The sequence below is a fragment of the Clostridium sp. genome (assembly GCF_036642255.1).
Lineage (GTDB): Bacteria > Bacillota > Clostridia > Clostridiales > Clostridiaceae > Clostridium_J.
Map to the genome: position 1 here is coordinate 40680 of NZ_JAVWDJ010000028.1, position 12169 is coordinate 52848.

The 12169-nt window shown below is 28.6% G+C and carries 11 protein-coding genes; 5 read left to right on the forward strand and 6 right to left on the reverse strand.

Features of this window, described 5'->3' with window-relative positions; genetic code table 11:
* Positions 1-104 precede the first annotated feature (104 nt).
* Positions 105-1103: a tyrosine recombinase XerC gene (locus tag RR409_RS14435; protein ID WP_332558483.1), complete on the forward strand. Its 999-nt coding sequence runs from the start codon at positions 105-107 to the stop codon at positions 1101-1103.
* 32 nt (positions 1104-1135) lie between these two features.
* Here the strand turns inward: RR409_RS14435 and RR409_RS14440 are convergent, their stop codons facing one another.
* Positions 1136-1558, reverse strand: coding sequence for a hypothetical protein (locus RR409_RS14440; RefSeq protein ID WP_332558472.1), 423 nt, complete (start codon positions 1556-1558; stop codon positions 1136-1138).
* 285 nt (positions 1559-1843) lie between these two features.
* Here RR409_RS14440 and RR409_RS14445 point away from each other — a divergent pair, with 285 nt between their 5' ends.
* From RR409_RS14445 to RR409_RS14460, 4 genes are all read left to right on the forward strand, one after another.
* Positions 1844-2335: a YajQ family cyclic di-GMP-binding protein gene (locus RR409_RS14445; protein WP_332558473.1), complete on the forward strand. Its 492-nt coding sequence runs from the start codon at positions 1844-1846 to the stop codon at positions 2333-2335.
* A gap of 323 nt (positions 2336-2658) precedes the next feature.
* On the forward strand, positions 2659-2904 hold the full coding sequence (locus RR409_RS14450) for an AbrB/MazE/SpoVT family DNA-binding domain-containing protein (RefSeq protein ID WP_332558474.1): 246 nt from the start codon (positions 2659-2661) through the stop codon (positions 2902-2904).
* Between the two features lie 161 nt (positions 2905-3065).
* Positions 3066-3518, forward strand: a complete 453-nt coding sequence (locus RR409_RS14455; protein ID WP_332558475.1) for a MarR family transcriptional regulator — start codon at positions 3066-3068, stop codon at positions 3516-3518.
* Between the two features lie 27 nt (positions 3519-3545).
* A complete protein-coding gene (locus RR409_RS14460) occupies positions 3546-4844 on the forward strand; it encodes an MFS transporter (protein ID WP_332558476.1) in 1299 nt (432 codons plus the stop codon).
* 33 nt (positions 4845-4877) lie between these two features.
* On the opposite strand, the gene RR409_RS14465 is transcribed toward RR409_RS14460, so the two are convergent.
* From RR409_RS14465 to RR409_RS14485, 5 genes are all read right to left on the reverse strand, one after another.
* Positions 4878-7250 (reverse strand): helicase C-terminal domain-containing protein, encoded by a 2373-nt coding sequence (locus tag RR409_RS14465; RefSeq protein WP_332558477.1) that lies wholly within the window; start codon positions 7248-7250, stop codon positions 4878-4880.
* Between the two features lie 189 nt (positions 7251-7439).
* Complete coding sequence (locus tag RR409_RS14470) at positions 7440-9374, reverse strand: ABC-F family ATP-binding cassette domain-containing protein (protein ID WP_332558478.1); 1935 nt, start codon at positions 9372-9374, stop codon at positions 7440-7442.
* A 322-nt stretch (positions 9375-9696) separates the two neighbouring features.
* Entirely contained in the window at positions 9697-10335 is a 639-nt protein-coding gene (locus tag RR409_RS14475) for a nitroreductase family protein (protein WP_332558479.1), read from the reverse strand.
* Positions 10336-10591: 256 nt separating this feature from the next.
* Positions 10592-11122 (reverse strand): ECF transporter S component, encoded by a 531-nt coding sequence (locus RR409_RS14480; RefSeq protein ID WP_332558480.1) that lies wholly within the window; start codon positions 11120-11122, stop codon positions 10592-10594.
* A gap of 139 nt (positions 11123-11261) precedes the next feature.
* A complete protein-coding gene (locus RR409_RS14485) occupies positions 11262-12119 on the reverse strand; it encodes an FAD binding domain-containing protein (protein ID WP_332558481.1) in 858 nt (285 codons plus the stop codon).
* Positions 12120-12169 lie beyond the last annotated feature (50 nt).

Genomic DNA, 12169 nt, shown 5'->3' on the forward strand with positions numbered 1-12169 from the left:
CCCCCCTCTTGTAGAATAATAATGTCGTGAAATGTAAGTTTCACGACATTAGCTATTATTTTGGAGGTATCATGAAAAATAATAACATCATAATAAAATCTTCTATGAAAAATTCTAATTACTTACAAAATTCAAGTTCTATTCCTTCTTTTCTAAGAGATTATTTAAATTACTTAACCACAGTTAAAGGTGTTTCTCAAAACACCATCACGGCTTATTTTACAGATTTATCTTTATTCTTAAGATTCTTGAAGCTCCACAGAAATTTAGTTTCTCTTTCAGATTTCTCAGATTTTCATGAAATATCTATTAATGATTTAACCGTTGATATTCTTAAGAATTTAACCCTTGCTGATTTTTATAGTTACCTTTCTTTTGTAGAAAATGTAAGAAATAATGGCGCCTATGCTAAAGCCCGTAAAGTTGCTTCTTTAAAATCTCTTTTTCGTTATCTAACTACCAAAGTTAAATTATTGTCGGTTGATCCATCTATGGACCTAGAATCAACTAAACTAGGTAAACGAACACCTGTTTATTTAACCTTAGATGAAAGTAAGGACTTATTAAATGCAGCAAATAATAGAGATAAACATTCTGAAAGAGATTTTTGCATAATAACTCTATTTTTAAATTGTGGGCTACGTTTATCTGAGTTATGTAGCATAGATATCCCTAAAATAAAGGGTGATACTCTCACTATAATTGGTAAAGGAAACAAAGAACGAACCATTTATTTGAATAAAGCATCCTTAAAAGCAATACATAAATATCTACCAATAAGAAACGAATTACAGGAAAAAGTATTTACGGATGATAAGAATGCATTATTCATAAGTGGTAAAAATAGAAGGATAAATAAAAGAACTGTAGAACGGATTGTAAAAAAGCATGTGGATGCTGCTGGTTTAGATAAGAATAAGTACACACCACATAAACTTAGACACACATCTGCCACCTTGATGCATAAACATGGTGGTGTCGATATTAGAAGTTTACAAGAAATCTTAGGCCACGAAAATATAGCTACTACTCAAATATACACTCACGTTGACGATGAAAAACTTAGAAGTGCTATTAACGCTAATCCCTTAAATGAAGAATAAAAAAGGCGAGTCCCCTCGCCTTCTTCTACCTCTTATTTATTATTGTTTATTACTATTAATCCTGGATATTTTTCGAATCCTAATTCGCTTAGATTATCAACATCATTTATTAAATCTTTAATTTCTTCTAAATCATCTATGTATTCCCAGTTATTTTCATCATCTAATGCATCTATATATTCACCATCATTATCATAAGCCTCTATAAATTCATCAGAAAAGTTTTCTTCTTCATTAACATCAAATTCGCTAAAATCTTCAATATTTACATTTACTTCAGGGCTGTTATTATTTTTTTCAAATACCTCATCAATTTTTATTGCTTTTACGTCAATTCCTTCAATCTGTAGACACTTACTACAGTTATCGCAGATTTTATCTCTATTATATTCACATAAATCACATTCACCACAATTATTACAATTCTTATTATCATTAAAAATGCAGATTTTCATTATATCACTACCCTCTTTTTTAAGTTCGATTTTAGTTTAACAGACCTATTTTAGCAGATACAACTATACAATTCAAGTGATTATTTATTCATACAGTTTGTTAAATTATTAATTAATTATTTAGAAGTTATTACACCTTATATAAATTTATTAATAAATTTATATAAGGTGTAATTTATTAATATGCATAGATTTATTTATAAACATCTAGACAATAATATAATTATAATTTACTATAATAAGGTGATAATACTTTTACCAACTATTACATAGGGAGGAAATTATATGGCAAGTTCATATTCATTTGATGTAGTATCAGAAGTAAATATGCAGGAAATTGATAATGCTATAAATCAAGCTTTGAAGGAAATAAAACAAAGATATGATTTTAAAGGAACAAAAACTGAAATTGAATTAGGTAAAGATGAAATTAAAATAATATCTGATGACGAGTATAAGCTTGATTCAGTTATTGATGTTTTAAAAACTAAATTTGTAAAGAGAGGTATTTCTTCAAGAGCCCTTGAAGTGGGTAAAATTGAAGAAGGTTCAATGGGAGCAGCTAGAACCACTGCAAAGCTTGTTAAAGGAATAGCAACAGAAAAAGCAAAAAAAATGATAGCTGACATTAAGGCTAGTAAAATTAAAGCCCAAGCTCAGATAATGGATAATCAATTAAGAGTTTCAGCTAAAGAAAAAGATGATTTACAAGCAGTAATTCAGTTATTAAAGTCTAATGATTACGGAATAGATCTACAGTTTACTAACTATAGATAAATAATACAATTAAGGCTATATTAATTATCTTAAATTAATATAGCCTTAATTGTATTTGTAATTTTTGTAAAAGAACTAAGTAAAACAAAGTACAAATTAATATTATAATAACAATACATCTGTCCCCTTTTTATTAAATAAATTAATGCAATTCATTTGTCTATATTTGATTGTTTAAATGTATATTTTTATTCTAATTGGATAATTTAATAATGTATAAATAAAATTTTACAAAATTTAGGTTTTTACAGTTTTAAGTTATATCATGCTTAAATAGTTAAATTTTAAAATTTGCATTATTAATTTTCACTAGGAGGAATATTATGAAGTCAACAGGTATAGTAAGAAGAGTAGATGAGTTAGGAAGAATAGTAATTCCAATTGAATTAAGAAGAACATTAGATATAGAAATAAAAGATGCTTTAGAAATATATGTAGACAAAGATCAAATAATTTTAAAAAAATACGAGCCAGCTTGCATTTTCTGTGGAAATGCAAGAGATGTTTCAAATTTTAAAGGAAAAAACATATGCCAAGAATGTCTTGGTTCCTTGGCAAAAGGTGAATAATACATACACTTATTATAATAGTAACAAGTGAGGAATAGGATTCCTCACTTTATATTTTTACTATATATAATGTTTTTGATCTTGTTCAGATTTGACTAAATTTTCAAGCAGGTGTATAATAGTTCGGTAATCGAAATATTTTTAAATTAGGAGTGTTGCTAATGGGTTTATATGGCGATAGTCAGGTTCAACAATTGGAGTTTTTACTTAGAAAAGTATGTTTTAATATAAAAAAAAGAGGAAGAGTTATACTAGAAGACTATGATTTGACCCCTGCTCAGTTTGATGCTTTGCAACTAATAATAAAAAATAGTGATATTACCATAAGTGAATTGAGCAACAGTTTATATCAAGCACCAAGTACTATTACTGATTTAATAGACAGAATGGAAAAAAATCAGTTAGTTAAAAGAATAAAAGATTCTAAAGATCGACGGGTTGTAAGAGTAGTTCCTTTGGAAAAAGGTCATAAGATCTTAGAGAGTGTAATTATAGAACGATGTAAATTTATTGAATATTCTCTTAGTGAGGTTAGTGATACTGACAAAGAAAACTTCAAAGACTACTTAACTATTCTCTATAATGCTTCCATAGCTGAAAAAAGTAGTAATTAGTTATCGTAATAATCTAGGGGGATATTTATGGGTTTAAAATCTAATTTTAAAGGATTCAAAAGTTCAATTTCAAGACTTAAGAAGTTAAATCACAAAAGAAAGTCAAATTTAGAACAAAATAATATTTATTACTATACTTTAAACGGAGTGCTTTTTACTATTGTTAATGAATTATATAAAACTTTTGCAACAAAATTTATTTTTAGACTTGGAGGAACTGAATCTCATGTGGCATTATACAATGCTCTTCCTGGGTTAGTTGCAGTAATTGCTACTATTCCTGGATTAATACTTATAAGTAACATACAAAATAAGAGACAAAGCATGAGTAGAGCCTTTTACTTTAGTAGAGTATTTTTGTTATTGTTTGCTTTAGTCCCCTTTTTACCCTCTCAGGCTAGGCCATTAATATTTGTTTTGCTAATTAGTTTAATGAATTTTCCAGAATCAGTTTCTGTAACATCTTTGCAAAGTTATGTGGGCGATATATTTTCACCAGACACTATCCCTGTAGCCATCACAACTCGAAGCAAATACTCTACTATAGCTCAAATTGTTTTTACCTTTATTATTGGACAAACCTTGGGAACTGTTTCAAATATTTTTTCTGAAAATATCGTGATTATTATATATCAAGCATTCTTTATTTTTGCTTTTTTAGTAGGGTTAATTGAAGTTAATGCCTTTAAAAACATTAAGGAAATAAAGGAAACTGTTCAACAAAAAATAGATTTTAAAGAGGTTTTTAAAGAAATAAAAGAAACTAAACAATTTGTAATATTTTTGGTTTGTTCTGTTATCTTTCACTTTGGTTGGCAGATGGGATGGCCAATGTTTAGTATATATCAAATTAAATATCTTGGAGCAAATGAATCTTGGTTAACAATTATAAATATTGCCTCTGCTGTAGTCATGATATTTAGTTATGGTTATTGGAGAAGAGTAATCCAAAAGAAAGGGAATGCCTTTGCAATGGCCTTTGCTACATTAGGGATGGCACTAACCCCACTTTTGTTTGTTTTATCTAAAGATCTTGTAACTATGACAATAGTTTCTACCATAAGTGGATTTTTTACGCCTGGTACTGTTACAGTTCTTTTAAATTCATTATTAGAAGTATCCCCTAGTAAAAATAGAGCTGTATTTATAGGTTTTCATACTACTATAGTTAGTATAAGCTTATGTATTGCACCCTTAGTAGGAGATCTAATCTTAAGTAGAACTAATATAATATATACTTTAGTAGTAGTTGCTATTTTAAGGCTCATAGGAAGCATTGCATTTTTTATTAGGAATAAATACTTCAAAATAGAAGACTTAGCTTAATATTAATATAAAAATAAAAAGTATGGATAATGTTTAATCCATACTTTTTCTCATAAAATCATCTATTGATATTTCTAAATCTGCAAGATCTTTAACTTTATCATAAGGATGCCACTCTTCAGGCAAAATTTTCTTATATGTTTGATTAGTAAATCGATCATCTAATAAAATAATAATCCCTTTATCCTGCTCTGTCCTTATTACTCTACCTGCAGCTTGAATAACTCTATTAATACCAGGAAAAGTATACGCATAATGAAATCCTAGGTTATTAGTATCATCAAAATATTTCTCTATTAATTGCCTTTCAAAGCAAAGTTGAGGTAGTCCTACACCCACAATTATAGTTCCCACTAGTTTGTTTCCTACTAAATCAATTCCCTCTGAAAAAATACCACCTAAAACACAAAATGCAATTATATCACTTTCACCATCACTAAACCTATGTAAAAACTCTTCTCTCTCCTCTTCGGTCATGTTACCATTTTGTATAATAATATTCTCTGAAGAATAATTTACAGTGTATCTATCATATACAGCTCTCATATAAACATAGGATGGGAAAAATATAATATAATTCCCCTTATACTTTTCGGTAGCCTTATTTATATATGAAACGATAATATCGTAACTATACTCCCTATACCTATACTTAGTGTTAATGTTGTCTCCTACTATTATCTTTCTATTTTCTTTACTAAAGGGTGAAGATAATTTTAATGAATAATCTTCAGTGTCTCCACCTAATACTTCTTTAAAAAATTGTATTGGTGACAACGTGGCAGAAAAAAATATAGAAGCTCTCCCTTTTTTCAATGATGTTTTAATCATTTTACTAGGATTTAAACAAAATAATTTTAATTTAACATCATCCCCTAGCTTCTCTATATATGTAGTAAAATCACTATTGTAAAATTCACTTATCTTTATAAAAGTTAATGCAGAGAAGTAAACTTCTAAAAGTTCATCATGATATTCTAGTGGTTGATTTTTCCCTAAGTAAATATCACATTCTTCAATTAATTTCTTTAGAAGCCCATAAGCTTCCTTAGGTTCTTCATTCAAAACTAATACAGCATTATTGTCGCATTGTTTTCTTAGTGTAATCATGTAACTATTTAATTTATTCAAGGCCTTATATATCTTTGGCTCAGTATCTCTAGTTTTCTTCTTAAGATTCAAAATAGGAATCTTGCTGATAACAGCGGAAAACATTTCTCTAGCTCTATCAACTAAATTATGGGCTTCATCAATTAAAAAAAGGTATGATTCATTATTCTCCATAAAAAATCTCTTTAAATATACTCTTGGATCAAACAAATAATTATAATCACATATAATAAAATCACTCCAAAGTGTAAGATCCAATGAAAATTCAAAAGGGCAAAGGGTATACTTTTTACTATAATCCTCGATGACACTTCTGGTGTAATTGTCTTTTTCCTTTAATATGTTAAATATTGCATCATTTACTCTGTCGAAGTGGCCTTTAGCATATTCACAATACTCAGGGTTGCACTGGCATTGTTCTTTAAAACATATTTTTTCTTTTGCAGTAATAGTAGTTGATTTTATTCTTAATCCATCTCTTCTTAAAATTGATAGTGATTCTTCTGCAACAGTCCTTGTAATTGTCTTTGATGTTAAATAAAATATCCTGTCTCCATAGCCTTCTCCTAATGCCTTTATAGTTGGATAGGATGTAGACATAGTCTTCCCTATTCCAGTTGGAGCTTGAGCATATAGCTTTGAACCTTCCTTTATGGTTCTATATACATTTACCGCTAACTCTCTTTGACCTAATCTATAAGTTATAAATGGAAAAGCTAAGCTTTCTATAGATTTATCTCTAATCTTAATCCACTTTGAAGTAAAATTTGCCCAATGAAAGTATAGATCTAAAACTTCATAAAAATAACGTTCTAGTTCTATAAATGTATAATTTTCAACAAAGCTTTTTGTCTCATGACTTTCAACATGACAATATAATAACTCTATGGATATTGATTCAATGGAGTTCTGAAATGCATAAATGTATCCATAAAACTTTGCTTGAGCCCAATGGAGAAAGTTATAATCACTTTGCATTATAGATAATTCACGAGTAGTGCTTTTAATCTCTATTACTGTGGTCTTATTTTTCTCTAAAAGTATATTATCAGCTCTTCCTTCAAGCATAAAGTCTAGATCTTTATATGTAAAATAATGTTTAAGCTGTGTCTCAGTAAGAAGTTCTATATCTGGCTCATTCTTATATTCATCTTTTAAGGATTTTTGAACCATTTGATGAATCTTAGTACCCTCTTGTGCTCTTGCTATGCTATTAAATTTATTATCTAAATCACCACTTCTATAAATAAATTCTACTAGATTTCTCACGGAAATTTTAATACTTTTATTATTCATATTAATTCACCACGTATTTTTTAATATATATTTATGCTAGAAAACAAAACTTAATAATATAAGTATACTACAATCTATTAAAAGTTTAAAATTGATTAGCTTTTATGTATTTTATTGTACTATGACAAAATTATTATTATAAAAAAGTAAGATAGATACTTTCATAGTCTATCTTACTTTTTTCATTATTTAATTGCCATTTTTTAAGGCTTCTATTTCCTCATAACGCTCATTTAAGTAAGTCCATCTCTCCATAAGAAAATCCAATTCATCCTGAAGTTTTTTCTCCATTGCGACAAGTTCTTGAAGTAAAATAAAATCACTACCAGCTGTACCTATCTTATTTTTAATCTCTTCTAATTCAGATTCTTTATTCTCAATATTGTTATCTATTTCATCGAACTCTTTTTGTTCTTTATAAGTAAACTTCATTGGCTTATCTTTCTTTTCTTTGGATTTTTCAGCCGCTGAATTTTTATTGGAATTGCCTTCTTTTGAAATTTCGTTAGTGAAAATTTCACTAGCAAGATCATTTTTATAATCTTTATAATCACTATAATTTCCTACAATTTGTATTATTTCACCTTTTCCCTCAAATGCAAAAATCTTATTTACTATTCTATCTAAGAAATACCTATCGTGAGATATAGTGATTATAGCACCATTAAAATTATCTATATAATCTTCTAGTATTGTAAGTGTCTCAATATCTAAATCATTTGTTGGTTCATCCATTAATAATACATTAGGTGCTTCCATTAAAATTCTCAATAAATATAATCTTCTTTTTTCACCACCAGAAAGTTTTGATATAGGGGTGAACTGCATAGCACCTTCAAATAAAAATCTTTCTAACATTTGTGAGGCAGTAATTTTAAAGCCATCACTAGTAGTTACAAATTCTGCAACTTCTTTAATATATTCAAGTGCTCTAAGGTTTGGATTCATTTCACCATTTTCCTGTGTAAAATAACCTAACTTTACTGTTTCTCCACAAATTACATTTCCGCTATCTGGACGGATTTTTCCACTTAATATATTTAAAAGAGTACTCTTTCCAATACCATTACTCCCTATAATACCTATTCTATCTTCCTTAGTCACTATATAACTGAAGTTTTTAATTAATAAATCATTATTATAGCTCTTATTTATATCTTCAATCTCAAGTATCTTTTTACCTAGCCTTGATGATCCTGTGCTTATTTCAACAGCAGCTTCATTTATTTGAATCGCATTGTCTCTAATGTCCTCGAATCTTTGTATCCTCGCTTTTTGCTTTGTTGATCTAGCTTTTGCACCTCTTTTAATCCAAGCAAGCTCTTTTTTATATAGATTTTGCCTTTTTCTTTCAAGTGATTCCATAAGAGAAACTCTTTCCATTTTTTTCTCTAAAAAGGTGGAGTAATTTCCAATATAAGAGTATAAATTCCCATTATCCACTTCGAAGATTTTATTAGTTATTCTATCTAAAAAGTACCTATCGTGAGTTATCATTATTACAGCATTTTTTCTTGTTCTTAGTAACTCCTCTAAGTAATCTATTAAATCGTTATCCATATGATTTGTAGGTTCATCAAGTATTAATAAATCACATGGACATATAAGAGTATTGCAGAGAGCAACTCTTTTTCTTTGTCCACCTGACAAGTTTCCCATGAGCATACTAAAATTATTTATTTTTAGCTTAGTTAAAATTGCTTTTGCTTCACTTTCAATTTGCCATCCATTTAATGCATCAATCTTGCTACTTAATAGTAAAACCTCTCTTTGAAGTTTCTCATTCTCTGCATCGGCTTGAAGCTGCAATAATGCCTTTTCATAATGGCGAAGAGTAGACATTATCTCAGATGGACCATTAAACACAGCTTCCATAATAGTGTCTTCAGGATTATATGAGATATCTTGAGCAAGATAACTTATTCTTAATCCATTCATTTTTACAATAGTTCCACTATCTGAAATTTCCTCACCTGCAATAATTTTTAATAAGGTGGATTTCCCCGCACCATTAATACCAATTATGCCAATTTTATCTTCATCAGTAATGTTTAATTTTATATTATTAAGCAACACTTTCTCGCTATAGCTTTTATAAATATTTTCTAAAGTGATTAAATTCATACCATCATTCCTTAAGTTAAAATTTTGTACTTTAATATTATACCTAATTCATCAATAAATTTCATTACATATTTAAATCATGGTTGAACTATTCTAAATAACAAACATTGAAAATATAATATTAATAGATTATATTAAGGGGGAATTGCTTGTGGCTAAAAATAATAGTAACAAAAAAACTACAGACAAAAAGAAAACAGACAATAAAAATAGTAAAAATAATAAAGGTAAGAAAAAATAATAAAAAGCAGGTTCTCCTGCTTTTTATTATTTTATTGAAATTTATGTAGTTTTTCAAAAGATATTCAAATTGAATGTCTTTCTATTCTATAATAGTCATTACTTCGTTTAAAGGCTTCCTTTTTGGGCTTGTAGTATTGCCTTCGGGCACACCAAGAGGAGTAAGGGCAACAAGTTTATAATCTTTTAGAATATCTAAGTTAATTGTCTCTTTTATTGCTTTTCCTGCAAAGTTAGGGCTAGTCATCCAACAGGTTCCATAACCTAATGCCGAGGCAGCGAGCATTAAATTTTCTACTGCTGCACCAATATTTTGTATACCTGGATTTGTACTTAGAAACTCACTTAACTCTTCTTTAGATATTCTAATGGATTTTAGCACTTCATATCCTGTAGGAATATACTCTGAGGCAAAAACACAAATTAAAACTGGTGCTTTTGTGAAAAGAGTTGCAAAATTTTTTATGCTTGAAAATTTGCTTCTCATTTCTATATCATCTATTTGTAAACAAATTTCGTTATTTCTAAGGATTATGCTTTCTGCAATTTTCAAGATTTTTTCTTTATTCTTAATAACAACAAAATACCAATTTTGAGCATTTCGTCCGTTAGCGGCTCTAGTAGCTGCCTCTATTATCTCGTTAATATCCTCGTTAGGTATTTTATCCTGTGTAAAATTTCTAACACTATGTCTTTTGTAAATAAAATCTAAATCTGTCATACATATTACATCTCCTTATCAAACGCATTATGAAAATATATTAACACACTCTAAGATAATTTTTTATTAGAAAATTTAAAAATATATAAATAACATTTTAACTGAGAATAAATATTTAACTTATAAAGGTAGTATTGGCCTATGTATAAAAATGGATGGTAGAAAACATTTACTAAACCACCTGAATTTTTATGGTTTTTAAGTTAAAATATAAAATAAAAAGTAGCTTACGAAAGCTACTTTTAAATAATAATTACTATGCAACTAAATTTTTAGATTTTTCACCGATTTTTCTAAGATCTATCTTAAGAATATTTCTTAAAGTAGCAATAAGTGGAGCAGTAATTACGCTATCAGCAATATGGTGAAGTAGTGTTCCTATACCAGTCACAACAAAAGCTGCATACACATTCTTGGTTAATGCATATACTACAAGTGCTTCTAAAATTGCATGGATAGGTCCAGTTATTGTCATCACAGTAGCATATTTCATATTTTTTTGAACTAATTTACCACCAATAAGACCAACCACAATATGAGTTGAAGCTCTCATTGCTATTATTGGGTCAGGAAAAGCGAATAAAAATCCAAGTGCAGACCCCATTCCAACTACAGATGCTTCAAATGGTCCTAGAAACATTGCAATAAATAAAGGCACATGAGATGCCAGCGTAGCTGAAAATGGCGGTAAATATACTCTTAAGAATGGACCAAACATTACCGGAATAACGATTGAAAATGCTATTAATAATGCAGTTATAATCATCTTTTTTACATTAGTTTTCATTATAAAACCTCCTAACGTACATCTGTATATACACTAGTATAATACATGTATAGATAAATGTAAATACGTGTGAGTTAATATTAAATAATTTACAAAAAAAATAGCATGTAATAATGCTATTTTTTTGTAAATTATTTATTTAATCTAATTCATTTTTAACTTTATTAAACAGAAAGTCTCTTAGTAAGTTCAAACAAACTGTTTTTCTATATTTAGCTGAAGATCTAGCATCATCAATAGGTCTAATTAACTCAGAATAACGCTCCACTATTCTGCTAACTTTAAATTTCATATCCTGGATTGAACTCCCAATGAAATCAAGTTCTAAATCTCTATTGCAGATTATAGTTGGTGCTACAGAACCAAAGGCAATTCGTATGTCTTTAATAACGTTATTATCCACATCATAAAAGCCAATAAATGAGGCTTTAGATAATGCAGTTGATTTTCGAGTTCCTAATTTATGATAATAAAAATTTTTTCTTTGAAAATCTTCTATTATAACTTCTTTCAATAATTCCTTGGATGTAAGGATGTTTTTACCTGGACCTAAAATAAAATCTTTTATAGAAACTATTCGCTCCTTATTTTCAGATGTTAATACTACTTTGGCATCTAACGCATAAAGTGGTGGCAAGATATCTGCTGCAGGTGAAGCATTGCAAATATTGCCCCCGATAGTTGCAATATTTCTAATAGCTGGAGAAGCAATTTCTCTAATAACTACTTTTAAATATTCAGGAACTATGAAATTTTTCTCTAACTGAGAAAATGTACATGCACTTCCGATTATCAATTTATTTTCTTCTATTGTTATGTTTTTTAATTCTTTTAATGAGTTTATAAACATAACTGGTCTATCAAAGCTGGGTGTTACCCCAGACCAGGTTTTTCTTCTAGTCATCAAATCAGTTCCACCATTAAGTATTATTGCTTCATTTTTACTTATAAAACTTAAGACTTCACTAATACTTTGAGGAATTACTGCGCTTACCACAATCCCTCACCTCTTTCAGAAGCTAGTTTAATGGCTTCAACTATCATAGT

Coding starts and splice junctions, on each gene's coding strand:
- RR409_RS14435 (WP_332558483.1), top strand. CDS start 105: ATGAAAAATTCTAATTACTTACAAAATTCAAGTTCTATTCCTTCTTTT.
- RR409_RS14440 (WP_332558472.1), bottom strand. CDS start 1,558: ATGAAAATCTGCATTTTTAATGATAATAAGAATTGTAATAATTGTGGT.
- RR409_RS14445 (WP_332558473.1), top strand. CDS start 1,844: ATGGCAAGTTCATATTCATTTGATGTAGTATCAGAAGTAAATATGCAG.
- RR409_RS14450 (WP_332558474.1), top strand. CDS start 2,659: ATGAAGTCAACAGGTATAGTAAGAAGAGTAGATGAGTTAGGAAGAATA.
- RR409_RS14455 (WP_332558475.1), top strand. CDS start 3,066: ATGGGTTTATATGGCGATAGTCAGGTTCAACAATTGGAGTTTTTACTT.
- RR409_RS14460 (WP_332558476.1), top strand. CDS start 3,546: ATGGGTTTAAAATCTAATTTTAAAGGATTCAAAAGTTCAATTTCAAGA.
- RR409_RS14465 (WP_332558477.1), bottom strand. CDS start 7,250: ATGAATAATAAAAGTATTAAAATTTCCGTGAGAAATCTAGTAGAATTT.
- RR409_RS14470 (WP_332558478.1), bottom strand. CDS start 9,374: ATGAATTTAATCACTTTAGAAAATATTTATAAAAGCTATAGCGAGAAA.
- RR409_RS14475 (WP_332558479.1), bottom strand. CDS start 10,335: ATGACAGATTTAGATTTTATTTACAAAAGACATAGTGTTAGAAATTTT.
- RR409_RS14480 (WP_332558480.1), bottom strand. CDS start 11,122: ATGAAAACTAATGTAAAAAAGATGATTATAACTGCATTATTAATAGCA.